At 70.5% G+C, this 20,844-nt stretch carries 24 protein-coding genes; 6 read left to right on the top strand and 18 right to left on the bottom strand.

The window, feature by feature from the left end; all coding sequences use genetic code 11:
- Positions 1-54 precede the first annotated feature (54 nt).
- On the top strand, positions 55-1,080 hold the full coding sequence (purM, locus tag EXE47_RS05635) for a phosphoribosylformylglycinamidine cyclo-ligase (RefSeq protein ID WP_089307766.1): 1,026 nt from the start codon (positions 55-57) through the stop codon (positions 1,078-1,080).
- A 328-nt stretch (positions 1,081-1,408) separates the two neighbouring features.
- Here purM and EXE47_RS05630 read toward each other — a convergent pair whose 3' ends face one another.
- From EXE47_RS05630 to EXE47_RS05620, 3 genes are all read right to left on the bottom strand, one after another.
- Positions 1,409-1,705: a DUF6360 family protein gene (locus EXE47_RS05630; protein WP_089307767.1), complete on the bottom strand. Its 297-nt coding sequence runs from the start codon at positions 1,703-1,705 to the stop codon at positions 1,409-1,411.
- Positions 1,706-1,736: 31 nt separating this feature from the next.
- A complete protein-coding gene (locus EXE47_RS05625; protein WP_089307768.1) occupies positions 1,737-3,500 on the bottom strand; it encodes a nitrite/sulfite reductase in 1,764 nt (587 codons plus the stop codon).
- Positions 3,501-3,586: 86 nt separating this feature from the next.
- Positions 3,587-3,898 carry a hypothetical protein gene (locus EXE47_RS05620; RefSeq protein ID WP_089307769.1) on the bottom strand — a complete coding sequence of 104 codons (312 nt, stop codon included), beginning with the start codon at positions 3,896-3,898 and terminating at the stop codon, positions 3,587-3,589.
- A gap of 216 nt (positions 3,899-4,114) precedes the next feature.
- On the opposite strand from EXE47_RS05620, the gene EXE47_RS19185 reads away from it, so the two are divergent.
- Entirely contained in the window at positions 4,115-4,240 is a 126-nt protein-coding gene (locus tag EXE47_RS19185; protein WP_255509785.1) for a hypothetical protein, read from the top strand.
- Positions 4,237-4,413: a hypothetical protein gene (locus EXE47_RS18680; RefSeq protein ID WP_167373061.1), complete on the top strand. Its 177-nt coding sequence runs from the start codon at positions 4,237-4,239 to the stop codon at positions 4,411-4,413. Before EXE47_RS19185 ends, EXE47_RS18680 begins: the two co-directional genes overlap by 4 nt.
- Before the next feature lie 19 nt (positions 4,414-4,432).
- Here the strand turns inward: EXE47_RS18680 and EXE47_RS05615 are convergent, their stop codons facing one another.
- The 14 genes from EXE47_RS05615 to EXE47_RS18895 form a co-directional block, all read right to left on the bottom strand.
- Complete coding sequence (locus EXE47_RS05615) at positions 4,433-4,972, bottom strand: CBS domain-containing protein (RefSeq protein ID WP_137708086.1); 540 nt, start codon at positions 4,970-4,972, stop codon at positions 4,433-4,435.
- 96 nt (positions 4,973-5,068) lie between these two features.
- Complete coding sequence (locus EXE47_RS05610; RefSeq protein WP_006113355.1) at positions 5,069-5,440, bottom strand: DUF555 domain-containing protein; 372 nt, start codon at positions 5,438-5,440, stop codon at positions 5,069-5,071.
- 95 nt (positions 5,441-5,535) lie between these two features.
- The gene (locus EXE47_RS05605) at positions 5,536-6,534 is read right to left on the bottom strand and encodes an isocitrate/isopropylmalate family dehydrogenase (protein WP_049929873.1); all 999 of its coding nucleotides are present in this window, start codon (positions 6,532-6,534) and stop codon (positions 5,536-5,538) included.
- 5 nt (positions 6,535-6,539) lie between these two features.
- Positions 6,540-7,163 carry a 3-isopropylmalate dehydratase small subunit gene (leuD, locus tag EXE47_RS05600; protein ID WP_089307771.1) on the bottom strand — a complete coding sequence of 208 codons (624 nt, stop codon included), beginning with the start codon at positions 7,161-7,163 and terminating at the stop codon, positions 6,540-6,542.
- On the bottom strand, positions 7,163-8,623 hold the full coding sequence (leuC, locus tag EXE47_RS05595) for a 3-isopropylmalate dehydratase large subunit (protein WP_049929875.1): 1,461 nt from the start codon (positions 8,621-8,623) through the stop codon (positions 7,163-7,165). The genes leuD and leuC overlap by 1 nt, the downstream gene beginning before the upstream one ends.
- A 58-nt stretch (positions 8,624-8,681) precedes the next feature.
- Positions 8,682-9,740, bottom strand: coding sequence for a ketol-acid reductoisomerase (gene ilvC / locus EXE47_RS05590; protein ID WP_049929877.1), 1,059 nt, complete (start codon positions 9,738-9,740; stop codon positions 8,682-8,684).
- A gap of 33 nt (positions 9,741-9,773) precedes the next feature.
- The gene (gene ilvN / locus EXE47_RS05585) at positions 9,774-10,517 is read right to left on the bottom strand and encodes an acetolactate synthase small subunit (protein ID WP_049929878.1); all 744 of its coding nucleotides are present in this window, start codon (positions 10,515-10,517) and stop codon (positions 9,774-9,776) included.
- Positions 10,514-12,325 (bottom strand): biosynthetic-type acetolactate synthase large subunit, encoded by a 1,812-nt coding sequence (gene ilvB / locus EXE47_RS05580; protein WP_086215685.1) that lies wholly within the window; start codon positions 12,323-12,325, stop codon positions 10,514-10,516. The genes ilvN and ilvB overlap by 4 nt, the downstream gene beginning before the upstream one ends.
- A gap of 370 nt (positions 12,326-12,695) precedes the next feature.
- Positions 12,696-13,856: a LeuA family protein gene (locus tag EXE47_RS05575; protein WP_179235213.1), complete on the bottom strand. Its 1,161-nt coding sequence runs from the start codon at positions 13,854-13,856 to the stop codon at positions 12,696-12,698.
- Between the two features lie 392 nt (positions 13,857-14,248).
- On the bottom strand, positions 14,249-15,001 hold the full coding sequence (locus tag EXE47_RS05570) for an ABC transporter ATP-binding protein (RefSeq protein WP_089307772.1): 753 nt from the start codon (positions 14,999-15,001) through the stop codon (positions 14,249-14,251).
- Positions 14,985-15,854 (bottom strand): ABC transporter permease, encoded by an 870-nt coding sequence (locus EXE47_RS05565; protein WP_086215682.1) that lies wholly within the window; start codon positions 15,852-15,854, stop codon positions 14,985-14,987. The genes EXE47_RS05570 and EXE47_RS05565 overlap by 17 nt, the downstream gene beginning before the upstream one ends.
- 1 nt (position 15,855) lies before the next feature.
- Complete coding sequence (locus EXE47_RS05560) at positions 15,856-16,833, bottom strand: aliphatic sulfonate ABC transporter substrate-binding protein (protein ID WP_089307773.1); 978 nt, start codon at positions 16,831-16,833, stop codon at positions 15,856-15,858.
- A gap of 299 nt (positions 16,834-17,132) precedes the next feature.
- Positions 17,133-17,411: a hypothetical protein gene (locus EXE47_RS05555; RefSeq protein WP_089307774.1), complete on the bottom strand. Its 279-nt coding sequence runs from the start codon at positions 17,409-17,411 to the stop codon at positions 17,133-17,135.
- A 273-nt stretch (positions 17,412-17,684) separates the two neighbouring features.
- Complete coding sequence (locus EXE47_RS18895; RefSeq protein WP_233125168.1) at positions 17,685-17,834, bottom strand: carboxymuconolactone decarboxylase family protein; 150 nt, start codon at positions 17,832-17,834, stop codon at positions 17,685-17,687.
- Positions 17,835-18,051: 217 nt separating this feature from the next.
- Here EXE47_RS18895 and EXE47_RS05545 point away from each other — a divergent pair, with 217 nt between their 5' ends.
- The 3 genes from EXE47_RS05545 (at position 18,052) to EXE47_RS05535 (ending at position 20,625) form a co-directional block, all read left to right on the top strand.
- Positions 18,052-18,981, top strand: a complete 930-nt coding sequence (locus EXE47_RS05545) for a 1,4-dihydroxy-2-naphthoate polyprenyltransferase (protein ID WP_089307775.1) — start codon at positions 18,052-18,054, stop codon at positions 18,979-18,981.
- Positions 18,978-20,096 carry an o-succinylbenzoate synthase gene (locus tag EXE47_RS05540; protein ID WP_089307776.1) on the top strand — a complete coding sequence of 373 codons (1,119 nt, stop codon included), beginning with the start codon at positions 18,978-18,980 and terminating at the stop codon, positions 20,094-20,096. The genes EXE47_RS05545 and EXE47_RS05540 overlap by 4 nt, the downstream gene beginning before the upstream one ends.
- Positions 20,097-20,169: 73 nt before the next feature.
- A complete protein-coding gene (locus EXE47_RS05535) occupies positions 20,170-20,625 on the top strand; it encodes a DUF5799 family protein (protein ID WP_089307777.1) in 456 nt (151 codons plus the stop codon).
- A gap of 46 nt (positions 20,626-20,671) precedes the next feature.
- On the opposite strand, the gene EXE47_RS18675 is transcribed toward EXE47_RS05535, so the two are convergent.
- Entirely contained in the window at positions 20,672-20,821 is a 150-nt protein-coding gene (locus EXE47_RS18675) for a hypothetical protein (protein WP_017342927.1), read from the bottom strand.
- Between the last annotated feature and the right edge of the window lie 23 nt (positions 20,822-20,844).

The following is a 20,844-nucleotide window of genomic DNA, read 5'->3' as shown; positions in this document are numbered from 1 at the left end:
GGCGGCTTCGCCCGGAACGGTGCGTTTTTGCTCCGCCGGCGTGCCTCCACACACATGACCGAGGGCGACGGGAGCGGCGGCGGGGGACCGGACGGCGACGACGAACTCACCTACGCGGACGCGGGCGTCGATATCGACGCGAGCGAGGCCGCCACCGCCGCGCTGATCGGCGCGGTCGGCTCGGACGCGGACGACGACGCGAGCGACTACGCCGGCCTCCTCGACATCGGCGACCGCTACCTCGCGCTCGCGACCGACGGCGTCGGGACCAAGCTGCTCGTCGCGGAGGCGCTGGGCGACTACTCGACGGTCGGGATCGACTGTATGGCGATGAACGTCAACGACCTCGTGGCGGCCGGCGTCCGCCCCGTCGCCTTCGTCGACTACCTCGCCGTCGACGAGCCGGACGAGCGGTTCGCCGAGCAGGTCGGCGAAGGGCTCGCCCGCGGCGCCGACCTGGCGGACGTCGAACTCGTCGGCGGCGAGACGGCCGTGATGCCGGAAGTGGTCCGCGGGCTCGACCTCGCCGGGACCTGCGCCGGTCTCGCCGCGAAAGACGGCGTGTTCGACGGACGGGCCGAACCGGGCGACGCGCTCGTCGGCTGGCGCTCGTCGGGGATCCACTCGAACGGGCTCACGCTGGCGCGCGAGGCCGTCACGCGCGACCACGCCTACGCGGACCCCTGCCCGTTCGGCGACTACGAGACACTCGGCGACGCGCTGCTCGAACCGACCGCGATATACACGGACCTGCTCGACCCGATGCGCGAGCACGGCGTCCGCGGCGCGGCCCACATGACGGGCGGCGGCTGGACCAACCTCGACCGGCTCGGCGGCCACCGCTACGTCGTGGAGGACGCGTTCGACCCGCAGCCGGTCTTCGAGTTCGTCCAGTCCGAGGGGGGCGTCTCCGACGAGGAGATGTACCGCACGTTCAACATGGGGACCGGGTTCGTCGCTGCGGTCGACCCGGACGCGGCCGAGCCGCTGGCCGACGCGACCGACGGGCGCGTGCTCGGTCGCGTCGAGAAGCACGCGGGCGACGGGGGGAACGTCGCGATCCGCGGGCTGGAGCTGTAAGAGAGGGCCGTTCGGATCGAGGTCGCCGCCGGTGCGGTGAGTCGGGCAAAAGTCCCGGCCGCGATGGCCCGCAGGGCTGCCGTTTCGCTCTCACCCGACCGCACCGTGACCGCACCTCACACCACCGCGGTCGGTTCAGACCACCTACGGTCGTCCGTCACTCACCGCGTCCAGCGGGAAGGGGAGACTCTCCGGCGGCCGGTCGGCTCCGCCGCCAGCGACGGCGAGGCGCGACGCGCCTCCGGCGGTCAGGCGACGCCCGACGACCCCGCGCGTGCGACTCGCGTCCAGTCGGGCGCTCACCGACGCGCGCTGCCGCACCGGTTATCTATCGCGAGCCGTCGCCGTTTCGCGCGGCTTCGACGCGGTCCGCCGTCGACTCCAGCGCCTCGGCGAGCGTTCTCGCCTGCGCGGGCGAGAGGTCGATCTCGTCGGCGTGGGCGGCGATGTCGTCGATTTCCGTCCCGTCCAGTTCGACCTCCAGCGTGACCTGTTCGGGGTCCTCTCGCGGCGCCGTGACGTTCACGACGCCGGGCGCCTCGGCCTCGAACTCGTGTCCGCGGGCGCGACCCTCGACGAGATCGAGCGTCGTGTAGGCGTTCACGCGGAGCAGGCGGTCGCTCATCGGCCCGCCTCCGGGGTCGTTCCTCGCATCGTCAGTCGTCCGCCGGCGGCGACGGAGCGTCGTCCATCGAGTCGTTCTCGGCGTACGGGTACCACGTGCGCTTCGTGTTGTGCATCATCGGGTCCTCGTAGTCGGTCTCTTCCGGGTCCACGAGGGCGTCGAGTTCGTCCTCGTCGTGGCGAGCGACGAACGCTCGGAACGACTCGCCCTCGTCGCGTTCGGCGGCGAACGAGTCGATCAGGTTGGCGATCGCTCCGGGGGCCTCATCGACGGGCACGCGCTGGGTGACCCAGCGGGCGAACCCCGGGTCCTCTCCGAGCCCGCCGCCGAGACCGACGTCGAGCGCCTCGACCGGCTCCCCGTCCTTGCGGGTCTTCATCCCGCGCAGGCTCACGTCGGCGATCTGTGGCTGCGCGCACGAGGCGGTACACCCGGAGAGGTGAACGTGGAACTCGTCGACGCCGTCGGGGAGGTCGACGTTCTCCTTCAGCCAGCGCGCGAACCGGACCTGTCGGTTCTTCGTCTCGACGATCGAAAGCGAGCAGAACTCCGTGCCGGTACACGCGACCGAGCCGCGCATGAACGGCGACGGGTAAGGCGAGTAGTCGTCGAGCAGCGGTTCGTCGAGGAACGCGTCGAGGGCGTCGTCCGGCACGTCGGTGACGATGACGTTCTGCCGCTGCGAGAGCCGGACCTCGCCGGAGCCGTACTCCGCCGCGAGGTCGGCCAAGTCGAGCACGTCGGCCGCGCCCATCCGCCCGACGAGCACGTTCAGGCCGACGAAGTTCGCCCCGTCCTTCTGGTCGTGGACGCCGATCAGGTCGTTCCGCTCGCCCTCGCCGGCGTTGTAGGTGTACTCCTCGCGCACGTCGCGGCCGGCGGTCTCAAGCTCGAAGTCGACGTACTCTGCTTGAAGCGTCTCGCGGACCTCCTCGGCCCCCCACTCGTCGACGAGGAACTTCACCCGGGCGTTGTATCTGTCCTCGCGGTCGCCGTGGTCGCGGAACAGCGCGGAGAGCCCCCCGGCGACGTCGGGGACTCGCTCCGGCGGCACCCAAACGTCGATGTCGCGGGCGAACCGCGGTTCGTTTCGCGCGAGCCCGCCCCCGACCCTGACGTTGAAGCCGACCGCGTCCCCGCTCGCGTCGCCGTCCCCGTCGACCGACTTGTACGCGGGCTCGAACGCGAGGTCGTTGATGTCGCCCTGTCCGGAGCCGTCGGCGGAACCGGTCACGGACACCTTCCACTTGCGCGGGAGGTTCGCGTGGTCGTCGTTACCCTTGAACCGTTCGTTGAGGTCGCGGATGACGGGCCACGCGTCGATCACTTCCTGCCCGTCCTTGCCCGCGACCGGGTTCCCGACGATGTTCCGCCACGAGTCCCCGCAGGCCTGCTGGGTCGAGAGGCCGTTCGCCTCCAGCTTCTCGAAGATCGCCGGCACGTCCGACAGTTCGATCCAGTGGAGCTGGATCGACTGGCGGGTGGTGAAGTCGGCGTACGCGTCGCCGAAGACCGGGTTCGTTCCGGGACCGCGGGCGTACTCGTCAGCTATCTCCCCGACGACGCGGAGCTGTCCCGGTTCGAGCACGCCGTTCGGAGTCCCGATCCGCAGCATGAAGTAGCCCTCCTGTCCGTTCCGCTGGTGGTACAGGCCCCACCACTTGAACCGCTCGAACCACGCGTCCCGCTCGTCGTCCGGGATCGAGTCGTACCCCTCCTCGGCGAACTCGAACAGCCGGTCGCGCACCTCGTTGCCGTACACCTCCGATTTCCAGTTTTCGACGTCCGTTGGCATCGATCCGACCTACAGCCGACACCCACATAGCTGACAGCGTGGCATCAACCTTCCCCGGTGCCCCACCGATGTGGCACGTGTTGCCGCTACTCTCGCCGCCGCGCCCGTCGAACGGCGGAACGGTCGAATTCGGCAAATTCGTCCCCGTGTACCCGTCCAATCGGCACCCACGCGGTGATCTCGGTCGCCCCGCACGCGACACACTGGCCGTACACCTTCGCATCCACCGTCGAGCCGTCCACGCCGACCGACTGGAAGTTCTCGACGGCTAGGTCCGCGAGCGCGCACTCGCACAGATCCGGCGCGTCGAGCCGCCAGAGTTCGCTGACACGCACTTCCCGGCTGTCGTTGACGGAGATCCATGCACCGTCGTCGAGGACGCGTAAACGAGTGGTCACGCCCGGAGTTCGGCCGCGACGACCCAATGGGTGACGCTGCTCGCAACCGACGACAGTACCGGTGACGACCAGATACGCGAAAACCGGCAGACTACACCGAGATACTGTGTAAAATAAGTCTCCGATCTACCGGACATGAAATCCGGTATCCGAGAGTAGTGGTCCGATTTACGCGCTTGCCGACGCTTATGACCCGCGCCCGCGTACGTCGGTGTAATGACGGACCCGGATCCCGACTCCACCGACGATCGACCCGTCGACCCGCCCGACGGGAGGCACCGACAGCACGCGTCCGCGGACGTGGCGCCCGAGCTCTTCGAGGACGCCTCAGAGCGACGATGACCGAGGGAGGCGACAGCCGAGCGACCGACGATGAGCGGTGCGACGCCGGGGACGGGACCGACGCGGAGGGAGAGACGGACGCCGAGCCCGCCGACGGCCACCTCGACGGCGTCGAGGACGGCGCAGGCTGTACGGAGATCTGGGAGCGGCTCTCGGAGCGGAGAGAGGAGTGAGCGACGGTCCGCGGCCCGGTCAGGACAGCTGCGCCGCGATGTCGGCCTCGGTGATGATCCCGACCGTCTCGCCGCCGTCGGTGACCATCACGGCCTTGTAGTGGTCGAGGAGGTTGCGGACCTCGTCGACGGTCGCCGACGGCGCGACCGTCGGGAACGACTCGCTCATCACCTCGCTGACCGGGTGATCGCCGACATTCTCGCCGGCGTGGACGACGTCGCCCTGGCAGATCGAGCCGACGGGCACGCCGTTCTGGAGGACGGGGAGCTGCGAGTACGCCTCCGCCTCCATCAGCTCCACGGCCCCGCTGACGGCGTCGTCGGGCGCGACGCTGATCACGGTCTGGTTCATCAGGTCGGTCGCGCGCACGACCTCGCCCTCCGCCTCTTGGAGGGCGTTGACGATCCGGCGCAGCGTCGAGAGCCGCGGGTCGACGTCGCCGCCCTCGATCCGCGCGATGAGTGGCTGGGAGACGTCCGCGGCGTCGGCGAGTTCGCTCTGGGTCAGCTCCAGCGCGGTCCGGCGCTCGCGGAGGTCCTGTGGCGTCGGCAGTTCCATGCCGGCTAATTACTTAGGGTTATTAGAAAAGCTTTCGGCACCGACCGGGCACCGGGATCGCTCCCGGCAGATCCGTCCGACGCCCCGCGTCCGTGCCTATCGCTCCGGCTCTTCGTCCTCGTCCGCGTCGGTCTCGAAGACGTCGATGACTTCGAGGGGAACGTCGCGGAGGGCGCCGCCGACCTCGCTTTTCGCGATCCGTTCCGCGTGCTCCTCGCTGTCGGCGTTGAACACGTCGATCTCTAGGAGCAGCCCTACGAGGGCCGTGTTCGCCGCGAGGAACGCGGCGTCGAACGGCTCGCCGCAGGCCGGACAGCCGGTGACGCCGGGCTCGACCTCGACGTACTGCTTGTCCGTCTCGTTGAGTCGCTTGCCGGCTTCGCTGACCGCGACGCCGATGGCGTCGTCGGTCTCCTCGACGTCACGGACCAACCAGGCGGCTTCCATCGCGACTTCGTAGTTGCTCATACGCGGTCGGAGGAGCCGCAGGGTTTCTTGTCTTGTGGTTTGGCCGCGGTCGAAAACGAGCCGTCGATCGCGCGGAACCGGCGGCGAGACGCGCCCTACAGGCGGTCGACGATCGCCGCGGTGACCTCGTCGGTCGTCGCCGAGCCGCCGAGGTCGCCGGTGCGCGGGCCGTCGGAGAGGACGCCCTCGACCGCGTCGCGGACCCGCTGCCCCGCCTCGACGTGGCCGAGATACTCGAGCAGCATGGCCGCCGAGAGGACCGCCGCGGTCGGGTTGGCGACCCCCTCGCCCGCGATGTCCGGGGCCGTGCCGTGGACCGGCTCGAACAGCGCGTTGTCGTGGCCGATGTTCGCCGACGGGAGCAGACCGAGGCCGCCGACGAGCCCGGCCGCGAGGTCGGAGAGCACGTCGCCCGCGAGGTTCGGGCAGACGATCACGCCGTACTGGCCCGGGTCGAGCGGGAGCTTCGTCGCGAACGCGTCCATCAGCTCCTCGTCGGCGTCGACGCCGCGCTCGTCTGCGACCGCCGCGACCTCGTCGCGGAACCGGCCGTCCGTCTCGCGCATCACGTTCGCCTTGTGGGCGACGGTGAACCCCTCCTCTGGGTCCCCGGCGGGGCCGCGCCCGTCCTCGACAAAGTCACAGGCGTACTCGGCCAGCTCGCGCGAGGCCGACGACGTGACGACGCGCGTCAGCGTCGAGAGGTCCTCCGAGAGGCGGTCCTCGTGGCCCGCGTAGACGCCCTCGGTGTTCTCGCGGAGGAACACCACGTCCGTCTCCGGCCGGAGCGCGTCGACGCCCGGGAGCGCCTTCGCGGGCCGGACGTTGACGAACGAGTCCACCGCCTCACGCAGCGGGAGGATCACGTCGGCGGCCGTCTCGCCCGCCGCGCCGAACAGCGTCGCGTCCGCGTCGGCCACCAGGTCGTACGTCTCGTCGGGGAGCGCCTCGCCGGTCGCGTCCCGGGTCGCGTCGCCCGCGTCCCCGCGGACGAACTCGAAGTCGGGGTCGAGCGCGTCCAACACCTCGACGGCGGCCGGCACGACCTCGCGGCCGATGCCGTCGCCCTCGATGACGACGATCTCGTCGGTCATCCGGCTCAGTCGTCCCCCTCGACGTACGGCAGGTCGGCAACCGTCTCGTCGACCTTGCTCCGGTTCGAGTACATCAGCGCGGTCGTGTCCCAGATCCCTTCGACCAAGGCCTCGCGCATCGCGTCGTCGACCTCGACGTCGATGACGGTGTCGCCATAAGTGACCGTCTCCCGTTCCACGTCGACCTCGATGTCGCCGTCGGGGTTCGCCTCGATCCACTCTTGGAGCTCGACCACGGTCTCGTGGTCGGCGGTGACCGCGGGGATGCCGAGCGACTTACAGTTGTCGCGGAAGATCTCGGCGTAGGACTCGCCGACGACGCCGTCGACGCCCCACCGCATCATCGCCTGCGGCGCGTGCTCCCGGGAGGAGCCGCAGCCGAAGTTGGAGTTAACGACCGCGATCGACGCGCCCTCGAAGCGGTTGAGCGGGTGGTCGTTGAACTCCCCGTCCTCGTCGCGCCGGGCGTCGTAGAAGAGGTAGTCCGCCATGTTGTCGAACGTGACCTCCTTCATGAACTGCGCCGGCAGGATCTGGTCAGTGTCGACATCGTCGCCGGGGATCGGGACGCCCGTGCCCGAGACCTCGGTGATGTGTTGGTCGTCGCCCGCGTTGGCGTCGGGGGCCATCAGTCGGCCACCTCCTCGACGCCGCCCGCGCCGCCGGTCGGCCCGTCGTCCAGGTAGTCGCGCGCGTCGACGACCTCGCCCTCGACGGCCGCGGCCGCGACCATCGCGGGGCTCATCAGCACCGTCCGCCCCTCCTTCGAGCCCTGCCGGCCGACGAAGTTGCGGTTCGACGATGACGCACACACCTCGCCGGCGCCGAGCTGGTCGTCGTTCATCGCGAGGCACATCGAGCAGCCGGCGCGCCGCCACTGGAAGCCGGCCTCGATGAACGTCTGGTCGATGCCGCGCTCCTCGCACTGGGCGCGGACCGTCTCCGAGCCGGGCACGGCGAGCGCGCGCACGTCCTCGTCGACGCTGTGGTCCTCTAGGATCCGCGCCGCTTCCTTGAAATCCGAAAGGCGGCCGTTCGTACAGGTGCCGAGGAACGCCACGTCGACGTCGTACCCGAGCATCGACTGCCCGGGCTCGACCTCCATGTGGTCGATCGCCTTCTCGGCGGCCTCCCGGTCGGTCCGCTCCTCGAAGTCGTCCGGGTGCGGCACCGCCTCGTCGATCCCGACCACCTGCCCGGGGTTGATCCCCCACGTGACCAGCGGGTCGAGTCCGTCGGCGTCGACCGTGACCACGTCGTCGTACTCGGCGTCGTCGTCGGAGGCGATCGATTCCCAGTACCGCTTCCGCTCCTCGAACGCCTCGCCCTCGGGGACGTACTCGCGGCCCCGCAGGTACTCGTAGGTGGTCTCGTCGGGGTTGATGTACCCCGCGCGGGCGCCGCCCTCGATGGACATGTTACAGACGGCAAGCCGTCCCTCCATGTCGAGCGCCTCGATTGCGGGGCCGCCGTACTCGTACACGTGGCCGACGCCGCCGTCGACGCCGAGGTCCTTGATCACTTTCATGATCACGTCCTTGGCGTAGACGCCCTCGCCGAGCTCGCCCTCGACTTCGATCCGGCGGACCTTCTGCTTGTCCGCGGCGATACAGCCGGTCGCGAGCACGTCGCGGATCTGGCTGGTCCCGATGCCGACGCCGATGGAGCCGAACGCGCCGTGGGTCGCCGTGTGGCTGTCGCCGCACGCGACCGTCATCCCCGGCTGCGAGAGGCCGAGTTCGGGGGCGACGACGTGCGTGATCCCCTGCTTCCCGGAGTCGAATCCGAAGAAGGTGATCCCGCTCTCGCTCGTGTTGCGTTCGAGCGCCGAGAGCATCTCCTCGGCTTGGTCGTCGGCCAGCGGGCGCTCGCGCTTGTCCGCCTCCGTCGGCGCGATGTGGTCGGTGGTCGCGAACGTCCGCTCCGGGTACGCCACGTCGAGGTCGCGCTCGCGCAGCATCCCGAACGCCTGCGGGCTCGTCACCTCGTGGACGAGGTGGAGCCCGACGAACAGCTGGTCCTGCCCGTTCGGCAGCTCCGTCACCTTGTGGCGCTCCCACACCTTGTCGTACAGCGTTCCCTCGCTCATCGGGCGTCACCCCGGACCGCCGCGCAGTCGGAAGACCGACCGCTCACCGCTACGCCCATCAGGCGGTCACCTCGGCGCTCTCCTCCTCGTCGCCCTCGGCCGACTCCTCCCACGCGAACAGGCCGCGCAGCTCCTCGCCGACGGCCTCGATCTCGTGGGTCTTCTCCGCCTCGCGGAGCTGGGTGTAGGAGGGGCGGCCCGCCTGGTTCTCCGCGATCCACTCGCGGGCGAACTGGCCGTTCTGGACCTTCTCCAAGACCTCTTCCATGTTCTCGCGGGCGTGCTCGTCGACGACCACGTCGCCCTGCGTGAGGCCGCCGTACTCGGCGGTGTCGGAGACGGAGTCCCACATCCCGCCGAGCCCGTCCTCGTACATCAGGTCGACGATGAGTTTGAGTTCGTTGAGGCACTCGAAGTACGCCATCTCGGGGGAGTACCCTGCGTCGACGAGCGTCTCGTACCCCTGTTTCACCAGCGAGGTGACGCCGCCGCAGAGCACCGCCTGCTCGCCGAACAGGTCGGTCTCCGTCTCCTCGCGGAACGACGTCTCGACGACGCCGGCGCGGGTACAGCCGATCGCGGCCGCGTACGCGAGCCCCTCGTCGTGGGCGTCGCCGGTGGCGTCCTGGTACACCGCCAGCAGGCCGGGCGTCCCCTGGTCATTCTCGTAGTTGCGGCGCACGAGGTGGCCCGGCGACTTCGGCGCGACCATCGTCACGTCGACGTCCTCGGGCGGTTGGATCTGGTTGTAGTGGATGTTGAACCCGTGCGCGAACTGGAGCGTGTCGCCCGCGTCCAGGTTCGGTTCGATCGCGTTCTCGTACACGTCCGGCTGAACCGTGTCGGGGACGAGGACGCTCACCACGTCGGCCGCGGCGACGGCGTCCGCGGGGGCCTCCACGCGGAGCCCGTCGCCTTCGGCGGCGGCCCGGGAGGAGCTGCTCTCGCGGAGGCCGACGATCACGTCGACCCCGCTGTCGGCGAGGTTCTGCGCGTGCGCGTGGCCCTGCGAGCCGTAGCCGAGGACGGCCACCGTCTTGTGCGCGATCGCCTCCTCGTCGGCGTCTTCGTCGTAGTATACTGTCGAGTCGAACGTCTGCGTGTCGTCTTCGGTCATGTGTATCGTTGTGAGTTCCTGTGTGGTCGCGTGTCAGTCGTCGTGCGTGGTCGGTTCGGCGGCCGTGCCGGGCTTCTCGCCGGGCGCCGTGGGGGTGTTACCGCGAGCGAGGGCTGTCGGCCCCGTCCGCGCGATCTCGACGATACCGAACCGGTCGAACGCGCCGATCGCGTTGTCGATGCTCGCCTTGTCGCCGGTGAGTTCGACGGTGATCGTCTCGGGGCCGGCGTCGACCGTCCGGCCGTCGTACATCTCGGCGACCGCGTGGACCGCCGCGGGGTCGTCGGCCTCGACCTTCAGCAGGACGAGCTCCGAGGTGACCGCGTCGCCGGCGACCTCGCCGACCGAGATGACCGGCTTCAGCTTCGACATCTGCTTTTCGATCTGGTCGATCCCGGGGTCCGTCTCCTCGACGACCATGGTGATCCGCGAGTGACCGTCGACGGTCGTCGGCCCCACGGTGAGGCTCTCGATGTTGAACTGGCGGCGGGAGACGAGGCCGGAGACGCGCGCCAGCACGCCGGGCTCGTCCTCGACGAGTGCCGAGATGACGGCGCGGTGCGACTCGTGTTCGGCCTCGACGACGGGGTCGATCCGGATCCCCTCGAGGTTCCGGCGCCCCTCCGGGTGGTCGCGCTCGTTCGGACCGGGCTGTTCGCCCGGGAGCGGCCGGGAGTCGGCGCCGGGCGCGACGGGCGACCCGCCGTCGGCCGCCGCGGACGCCTCATCGCGCCCGGTGTGCGGCCCCCCGTCGGACGCCGCGGTGTCGTCGCTCATAGCTGGTCCTCCGCGGCCGCGAACTTCCCGTTCGCACCGCCGCTCGGCACCATCGGCAGGACGTTCTCCGCGGGGTCGACGTGGAAGTCGACCACGGCCGGCCCGTCATAGTCGAGGGCTTCCTCGACCGCGGGCGCGACCTCGTCGTAGTCGTCGACGCGGAGACCGAGCGCGCCGAACGCCTCCGCGAGCTTGTCGAACTCGGGCATCCACGTGTAGTCGGAGGCCATGTGTCGGCCCTCGTAGAACGCGTCCTGCCACTGGCGAACCATCCCGATGTACTCGTTGTTGAGCACGGCGATCGTGATGTCGAGCTCCTCGCGGACCGCGACCGACAGCTCCTGCATCGTCATCAGGAAGGAGCCGTCGCCGTCGAAACACACCACGTCGCGGTCCTCCTCGCCCATCGTGTCGGCCGCGACCCGCGCGCCGACCGCGGCGGGCACGCCGTACCCCATGGTCCCCAGCCCGTGGGAGGAGACCCACGTCCGCGGCTCCGTGTACGTCCAGAACTGCGAGGCCCACATCTGATGCTGGCCGACGCCGGTCGTGACGATCGTGTCATCGTCGGTCGCCTCGTCGAACGCCTCGACGACGAACTGGGGCTTCAGCGGCTCGTCCTCGGGCGTCGCGTACGTGAGCGGGTACGTCTCCCGCCACTCGTCGCACCGGTCGCGCCACGCCTCGGCGTCGGGCGCGTCGCGGACCGCGGCGGTCAGTTGGTCGAGGACGCGCCCGGCGTCGCCGATCAGCGGGTAGTCGGCGTGGACGTTCTTCGAGATCTCCGCGGGGTCGATGTCGACGTGGATCACCTCGGCCTCGGGCGCGAACGTGTCGATCCCGCCCGTGAGCCGGTCGTCGAACCGAGTGCCGACCGCGATCAGGCAGTCGGTGTGGGTGATCGCCAGGTTCGCGTAGCCGGTTCCGTGCATCCCCGCCCACGAGAGGCAGAGGTCGTCGTCCTCGGGGAACGAGCCGATCCCCGGCATCGTCGTCGTCACCGGGATCCCGTAGCTCCGGGCGAACGTCCGCGCCTCGTCGCTCGCGTCCGCCTTGATGACGCCGCCGCCGAACAGACAGACGGGGCGCTCGGCGGCCTCGATGGCGCGCGCTGCCTCCTCGACCGACTCCGCGTCGGCGTTCGGGTCGGGGTCGGTCCCCGCGGGCGGCGTCGCCGGACCGGGCGTCCGGTCGGTCTCGTCCTGCGTGACGTCCTTCGGGAGGTCGACGAGCGTCGGCCCGGGGCGCCCCGCGCGCGACAGCTCGAACGCCTCGCCGACAGTGTCGCCGACGGTGTCGGCCCCGCTCGCGAAGTAGTTGTGCTTCGTGATCGGGCGCGTGACGCCGACCGTGTCGGTCTCCTGGAACGCGTCGTTGCCGACGAACTCCGTGGGCACCTGCCCGGTCAGCGCCAACATCGCGTCGGAGTCCATGTCGGCGTCGGCGATGCCGGTGACGAGGTTCGTCGCGCCGGGGCCGGACGTGGCCATACAGAGCCCGGGTTCGCCCGCGACGACGCCGTACGCGTCGGCGGCGTGCGCGGCGCCCTGCTCGTGGGCCATCGTCACGTGCCGGACGGAGGAGTCGTACAGGGCGTCGTAGACAGGCATGATCGCGCCGCCCTGAACGCCGAAGGCGGTCTTCGCGCCCGCGGCCTCGAGGGCGGCGACGACCGACTCGGCGCCCGTCGAGACGGGCCCCGCCGTCTGGTGTTCGTCCGGTTCGGTCGGCTCCTCGGTCGCGGCCGCCGTCGAGCCGTCGTCCGACTCGTCCGCGTCGGATCGCGGCTGTGCTGCTGTGTCGCTCATTGTCGTGGTTGGTGTGGCATCTGGTGGGTCGTCGTGTGGGTCGCTGCGAACGCGCGACGGGCGGGCCCGCGCCGCGTCCCTCGGGGGCGCGGCTTCGCGCGTCGAGAACGGCTCGGCCGCCGACGTTCGGCGGCGCGTCGCGTCGGTGAGGAAGGGGTAATGTAGGGGCTTATACCCCTACAATGATCGGCGCGACGGCTCCGAACGCGGTAGCGCGTTCCGCGAGCGCGGTGTGCCGTCGCATCTCGCCCGAAGCAACGCGGCCGGGGTATAAATTCCTGTCGGGCGTCCGGAACGGAACGCCGTCGGGACTGCTCCCGCGACCGCCCTCGCGGTCGCTCGGGGGGCGCTCCGGTCGGGGAGTGGGTCATCAGACCCGGACCTCCTCCTCGCGCGTGACGTTCGCCTCCTCGGCGAACCGCTCGACGTCGCCCGCGGTCACCTGCCGCTTGCCGGCGCCGTACTCCTTGACCCGCTTCGTGATCGTCCGGACCTCGGAGTCGGTCGGGTCGAAGCCGGCCTCCACCAAGTGCTTGCGCACGCTGTGGGTGCCGGTGTGTTTGCCCAGCACGAACTCGCGCTCGGCGCCCACCATCTCCGGAGTCATCACGCCGGTCTCGAACGTGTCGGCGTTCTCGATGACGCCCGCGGCGTGGATGCCGGACTCGTGGGCGAACGCGTTCCGGCCGGTGATCGGCTTGTTCGCGGGCACCGGGATGTCCGAGGCCTCCTCGACGATCCGGGCCAGCTTGGTGATCTGGGTCGTGTCGATGCCGGTGTCGACGCCGTACACCGACTCGACGGCCATGACGACCTCCTCGTAGGCGGCGTTGCCGGCGCGCTCGCCGATACCGTTGACCGACACCTGCGCCTGCTCCGCGCCGTTCTCGAAGCCCGCGACGGCGTTGGCCGCGGCCATCCCGAAGTCGTCGTGGGTGTGGACATCGACGCGGGCGTCGGTGGCCTCGACGACGGCGTTCACCGTCTCGCCGAAGCTGGTCGGCATCCCGACGCCGCAGGTGTCGGGGATGTTGATCCAGTCGGTGCCGGCGTCGGAGACGGCCTCGACGATGTCGATCAGGTAGTCCGGGTCCGTTCGAGTGGCGTCCATCGGCGAGAACATACACTCGACGCCGGCGTCTTTCACCTTCTCGACCGCGTCGACCGCGCGCCCCTTCGCCTCCTCGCGGGTCGCGTGCATCGAGTCCTCCAGCTGGACATCACTGGTGGAGACGAACACGTGGACCATCTCGACGCCGGAGTCGATGGCGGCGTCGATGTCGCCGTCGACGACCCGGGCCAGTCCGCAGACGGTGGTGTCCGTCGCGGCGGCGATGTCGCTGACGGCCTCGAACTCCGCGTCCGAGTTGACCGGGAACCCCGCCTCGATAACGTGGGTGTCCATGTCGTCCAGCGTCGCCGCTATGCGGCGTTTCTCGTCGTAGCTGAACGATGTCCGTGGTGACTGTTCTCCGTCTCGCAGGGTCGTGTCGAAGATCCTGACAGGACCGATATCGACGTTAGAAGCTATCGTGCCCTGGAAGAACTCGATCCGCCGGGGTGTCCGACGAAGCCTCCGTGATGTCTGTCATCGATTCACGACAAGACGGTCGAGTACTTAATCGTTTGGACAATCGCAAAATCGGTGCGGACCGGCAGTTCGGAGCCGAAGAGGCGAAGAGCAGTAGATCGCATGACTGCGGCGGTGTCAATACACCTTAAGGAGGTAATACACACACCGGGGATCCGGCACGTATTCCGATTCGGAAGTTAGTTAATAAGTGATCTCGACGTTCGTTTCGTTCGTACTGCGGGCGGCCGGCGGTTCACGCGCGAGACGAGTCAGCGAGTCTCACGGCGCCATCTCCACCGTGATCGGCGGTCGGTCCGCACCGATATCCGGGTCGACCGGCGGACGCGCCGCTACCGACCGAGCGCGTCGGTCACCTCGCGCCGGAGCGCGACGAGGTCGGGGTCCGCCCGCTCGCGGGGCCGGTCGATTTCGACATCGACGACCGACGCCACCCTCCCGGGCTGCCCGCCGAGCACGACGACGCGGTCCGCGAGGTAGACGGCCTCCTCCACGTCGTGCGTGACGAGGACGACGGTCGTCCCGCGCGCGTCCCAGACGTCGAGCAGGTGGTCCTGCTGGTCCGCCTTCGTCAGCCGGTCGAGCGCGGAGAACGGCTCGTCGAGCAGCAGCACGGCGGGGTCGTAGGCGAGCCCCCTCGCGAGCGACACGCGCTGAGCCATCCCGCCGGAGAGCTCGTCCGGGCGGCTCACGGCGAACCCGTCGAGCCCGACCGTCTCGATCAGGTCGTCGACGCGCTCGCGAGCCGCCGGGGTGTCCGGGTCGACGTCGGCCGGGAGTCCGACGGCGACGTTCTCCCGGACGTCCGCCCAGTCGAGCAGCCGCGGTTCCTGGAACACCATCCCGACGGCGTCGCTGCCCCCCTCCCTGACGTCCGCGCCGTCGACGGCGACGCGCCCGGCGAACTCGGCTTCGAGTCCGGAGAGCACGCGGAGCAGCGTCGACTTCCCGCACCCGGAGGGGCCGACGACCGCGACGAACTCGCCGTCCGCGACCGCGAGGTCGACGCCGTCGAGCGCGACCGTGTCCCCGTACCGCTTCCGGAGGTCGTCCACCGCGAGGACGGGGTCAGCGTCCGACGACACGGTCTCTCACCTCTCTGACCGCGACATCCGAGCAGTTGCCGAGGAACGCGAACAGCAGGATCGACCCCACGATGATGTCGGGCCGCGCGAGGGTCCGCCCGTCGCTCAGCAGGAATCCGATGCCCTGACTCGCCGCGATCAGCTCGGCGGCGACGACGAACATCCACGCCAGTCCGACGCCGCCGCGGATCCCAACGAGCAGGTCCGGGAGCGCGGCCGGGAACACGACCCGGCGCAGCGACTCGACGCGCCCGAGGTCGTACACCTCGGCGACCTCCAACAGCTCCTCGTCGACCGCGGCGATGCCGGTCGAGAGGTTGAGGTACACCGGGAAGAACGCGCCGACAGCGATGAGCAGCACCTTCGCGCTTTCGCCGATGCCGAACCAGAGGAGGAACAGCGGCACCCACGCCAGCGACGGGATGTTCTTCAGGCTCTGGAGGAGCGGGTCGAGGAGGTCGCTCGCGGTCCGCGAGAGCCCGGTGGCGGTCCCGAAGACGGTTCCGACGACGATGCCGAGGCCGGCACCGAGAACGACGCGCTGGACCGTGATCGCGACGTGGCCCCACAGCTCGCCGGTAGCGGCCATCCCGTAGAGCGTCTCCGCCACGCGCAGCGGGGTCGGCAGCTGGTACGCCGCGATGATCCCGGTCGCGACGACGAGGTGCCAGACGACGACGAGCGCGGCGGGGACGAGCAGCCCGAGCAGGGGCCGGAACCGGCTGGCGGCGGGGAGGGGAACCGGGCCGAGGCTGCGAGACTCGGCGCCGCCGGCCGACTCGCCGGCCGTCGACCCACGGCCGGAGTCGGAGTCGCGGGACACCCCGGACTCCCGGCGGGTGTCGGCGGCCATCTCAGACGACCTCGCTCGCGAACTCGGAGTCGATCAGGTCGTCGACGTTGCCGGCGGGGTCGGCGTCGTCGGTCACGAGCCCCTCGCGTTCGAGAATCGGCGAGAGGTCCGCGAGCAGTTCGCGGTGGGGCTCGCCCGGGATCGGCTCCGAGAGGTCGTTCCGCTGGGTGAACACGCGCTCCGCGACCGGCTCGGACATCTCGGAGGCGTCGGCGAGGATCCCGGCGGTCGCCGTCGGGTTCCCGATCGCCCACTCGCGGCCCCGCTCGTAGGCCTCGATCACGCGACGCGCGTCCTCGGGCCGGTCGGCGAGGAACCCGTCGAGGAAGTTCAGGAACCCGTACGTGTTGTACCGCGGCTCGCGGAAGAACAGCTCCGCGCCGTCGTGTTCGAGCTCCAACTCGGCCATGTGCGGGTCGAGTCCGGCCCACGCGTCGACCTCTCCCCGGACGAGAGCGGACTGTCCCTCGGGGTGCTGGAGGTTGACGACCTCGACGTCCTCCTCGCTCAGCCCGGCGTCGTCGAGCGCCTGAAGCAGGAAGAAGTACGGGTCCGTCCCGCGGGTGGCGGCGACGCGGCTCCCTTCGAGGTCTTCGACCGATTCGATCCCGGTCTCCTCGAACGTGACGAGCGCCGTCCACTCCGGCTCCGAATAGACGTACGGCGTCGTTATCGGCACGCCGTTCGTGCGGGCCATCAGCGCCGCGATTCCGGCGGTCGAGGAGACGTCGGCCTCGCCGCTCTGGGCGTACTCGTTCGCTTGGTTGCTCCCGAGGCTCAACACCCACTCGACGTTGGTTCCGGTGTCGGCGAACGCCGCTTCGAGCCACCCCTTCTCGCGCAACACGAGACTGACCGGGTTGTAGTACGCGTAATCGACCGTCACTGTGCCCGAGTCGCCGCCTCCGCCCGCGCAGCCGGCGAGCAGCGAACCGCCGATCGCCGCGCCGGTGCCGCGGAGGAACTGTCTTCGCTCCATCGTACTTCCGCATACCGGTGCCACTCATAAGCCAATATGGCTATGGAGAATATTCAATTGCGTCTATGATGTTCCTGAGTTATTCGTTACTGGGTCGTGCGTCGTGGTGGCACGGGCGTCGACGGTCGCGACACGGGTGCTGACGGGCGGACGGGCGCTTTCGACAGATGGGCGATCGGGAACGGAGCCGCTCGTCTCGCGTTCCGGGCCCCGGATCATGCTGCCGGTTGATCGCGCTGTCCGCTCGGGGGAGATCAGAGAACGACGGCGGCGGCGTGCCGAGAGAGCCGGCGTTCCGGCTACATCCCCATATCGGCGGCGGCGTCCGGCACCGGGAGGTCTGGGACGGCGGCGCCGAGCAGCTCGGCCGCGTGGTCGAGCGCCATGTCGAACCCGTAGTAGCGCTCCAGTTCGTCGCCGTCCGGGCCGGTCCGGATCTTCAACATCGCGTATCCGTCGGCGTTCTGCGCGACGGTCGCCTCCCGACCGTCCCGCGAGAAGGTGAGCCGTCGCTCGCCGTCGGTCTCCTCGTACCGCGCCTCGATGCCGTTCGCCGACGCGGCCTCCGTGTCGGTCATACAGGCGTTACGGGCCGGTCCCTGTCGAACCTGTCGGTCGCCGAGACCGGGCGATCGGTCGCGAGCCGTCCGGTGCCGTGGCCCCGGTGCCGGGCGGCCCGCGGCCGCGGAGCTAGCGCGGGTCCCACCCGTTGAACTCGCTCCCCGACTCCAGTTCGGGGTCGAACGCGTCGATGACGCCGCCGAGCGTGTCGTACCCTCGGCGACCGCGGCGATGTCGACGATCGCTTCGTCGTCGGTCCCGACCCCGCGGGCGATGGTACCGCGTTGGTGCTACTCGTACCGGTTGCCGATCTCGCTCGATACCGCCAAGATGACCAGTTCACGCTCCCGTTCGGTGAGCCGGCTGTCGGTCCACAGCGACTCGGGGAACGACCAGAGGCCGGCGAGCACCGCGGGGTTGTTGCCGAGCGACCGGCACACGTGAAGCGGTTCCCCTGAAGCGACGACCCCGAGAGCTCCCCGTACTCGTCCGGCACGTCAGACGCCTCTGCGTAGGGAACGCGGGCCATGGCGAAGGGCTCGCACCCGCGAGGCATAGGTGTACGCCACTCGGTACCGTTCGCCGCGACCGGTTCGGGCCGGTCCGCAGGGATCCGCGATAGCAAGCTTAAGGGACGCCACGCGCCAATCGGCGGCAATGAGTACCGAGGTGACCCGTCGGCGCGCGTGGGTTATCGCCGCTCGGCCGCAGACGCTCCCTGCCGCGGCCGCGCCGGTGATCGTCGGCGTCGGGCTCGCGCTCGCCGACGGGGTGTTCGCCCCGCTGCCCGCGCTCGCGGCGCTCGTCGGCGCGGCGCTGATCCAGGTCGGCACGAACTTCGCGAACGACTACTACGACGCGATCCAAGGGGCGGACACCGACGACCGCGAGGGGTTCACGCGCGTCGTCGCCAGCGGCCTCATCGAGCCCGCCGAGGTGAAGCGGGCGATGTGGCTCACCTTCGCGGCAGCGATCCTCGTGGGGACCTACCTCGTCGCCGTCGGCGGCGTCCCCATCCTCGTGATCGGGCTCGCCTCCGTGGCGGCCGGGATCGCCTACACCGGCGGGCCGTACCCCCTCGGCTACCACGGGCTCGGCGACCTCTTCGTGTTCGTCTTCTTCGGCGTGATCGCGGTGACGGGGACCTACTACGTTCAGGCCGCCGCGCTGCTCGCAGGGTGGTTCCCGGCGGGGCCCCCGGAGGGCACCGTCGCGCTCGCGGCGGTGGTCGCGAGCCTCCCGATCGCCGCGCTGTCGACGAACATCCTCGTCGTCAACAACCTCCGCGACCGCGAGGAGGACGCCTCGACGGGCAAGCGCACCCTCGCCGTCCGGTTCGGCTACCGGTTCGCTCGCGCCGAGTACCTCGCGCTGCTCGCCGTCGCGTACCTCGTCCCCGTCTGGTTCGCCGCGCGCGGCGACGGGGTCGCGACGCTGCTCCCGCTCGTCACTCTCCCGCTCGCGGCGACCGTCGCGCGGACGGTGCTCACCGAGACCTCGGGCGAGGCGCTCAACCCCGCGTTAGAGTCGACCGGCAAACTGCTCGCGGCGTACGCCGTCGCGTTCGCCGTCGGGTTGGCGGTGTGACCGACGACGACCCTCGCGGCGAGGCCTCGGTCACGGTCGTGCGCCACCGCCCGTTCGCGCTCGACCTGACCCGACCGCTCGGAACCGCACGCGGCGAGATCCGTCGCCGGGAAGGGTTCGTGATCACGGCTAGACGCGGCGGCGACGAGTCAGGCGCGGTCGGCCTCGGCGAGGCGACTCCGCTCCCGGGGTGGACGGAGTCGCGCGACGCCTGTGCGGCGGCGCTCGGCGACCTCGAAGCCGGGAACATGTCCGAACCGGTCCCGGGAGTGCCGGACGCGGAATCGACGCCAGCCGCGCGACACGGCGTCTCGCTCGCGCTCGCCGACGCCGCAGCTCGCGACGCGGGACGGCCGCTCGCGGAGCAACTCGCCGTCGAGGCCGGCGTGACCGCGACGCCCGCTGACGCCGTCCCGGTCAACGCGACCGTCGGGGACGGCGGGCCGGCGGAGACCGCCGCCGAGGCGACGCGTGCGGTCGAGGAGGGGTTCGACTGCCTGAAGCTGAAGGTCGGCGCCCGCGACGTCGACGCCGACGTCGAGCGCCTCCGCGCGGTCCGCGACGCGGTCGGCGACCGGGTCGCGCTCCGGGCCGACGCGAACGGAGCGTGGGACCGGGAGACGGCGCGTCACGCGCTCGGCGCGCTGGCGGCGTTCGACCTCGCGTACGTCGAGCAGCCGCTCCCGGCGGACGACCTCGGCGGGCTGGCGGAACTTCGCCGCGACGGTGGCGGCGAGCGGGTCCCGATCGCCGCCGACGAGTCGGTCGCGGTCCACGGGGTCGACGCCGTCCTCGAAGCGGACGCCGCCGACGCGGTCGTCCTCAAGCCGATGGCGCTCGGCGGCCCCGACCGCGCGCTGGCGGCCGCGCTACGGGCGCGGTCGGCCGGCGTCGACCCGGTGGTCACCACCACGATCGACGCGGTCGTCGCGCGGACGGCCGCCGTCCACGTGGCGGCCGCGGTCCCCGAGGTGTCGCCCTGCGGGCTCGCGACCGGGACGCTGCTCGACGAGGACCTCGCCCCCGATCCCTCTCCGGTCGCAGAGGGCGCGGTCGCCGTGCCGTTGGGACCCGGACTCGCGGGCGCCGCGTTCGACGATCTCCGGCGGTCGTGAGCGCGCCCCGTCGGCGTCCGCACCCTGACGCGAGGGGGACGGACTTTTCACCGCGACCGGCGAACGGAGTCGCATGAGCGAGTGGACCGACGCCATCGTCGGCGAGCGGATGACCGTCGACAACCAGTTCAACGAGCGCGTCGCCGCGTCGCGCTTCTCCAGCCAGGAGTGGGGCCTGATCATGACGGCCACCGATCTGGAGATCGAGAACGCCGACGACCCCGACGCCGCCCGCGTCGTCGCGGACACGTCGAACCTCCCCGCGATCATGCCGGAACTGGAGAACCTCCGGTCGCAGATGGCGGGGATGGGCGGCGCTCCCGGCGGCGACTCCGGCGGGTCCGGCGGGGGCGTGGTCGACTCGATTAAGGGCGCACTCGGGCTCGGCGGCGGGGGCGGATCCGGCGGTCCCTCGGACGAGGAGCTGGAGGCCGCCGAGCGGCTCGTTCAGGAGTACGCCGACGAGCTACAGGCGCACCTCGAAGAAGTCGGCAAGTGGGAACAGGTCCGCGTCGCGTACCAAGAGTAGCCGGCGGTCGCCGTCCGACCGGCGGGCGGACGCTCGCCCCGGCTCGTTACTCCACGTCGCTACCGCGGAACAGGGTGAGCTCCTCCGCCTCGTAGATGCTGATGAGCTCGCTGACGATCTCGTCGTACTCCTCGTCGTCGACCCGGAGCGCGTCCAGCCGCTCGACCGTCTCCTCGTCGAGGTGTATCTGGGGCATACGCGGCGGTTCGTCGTCCGGAG

This window comes from Halorubrum sp. GN12_10-3_MGM, assembly GCF_005435235.1.
Taxonomy (GTDB): Archaea; Halobacteriota; Halobacteria; order Halobacteriales; family Haloferacaceae; genus Halorubrum; species Halorubrum ezzemoulense.
This window is presented reverse-complemented; position numbering and strand designations above follow the sequence as displayed.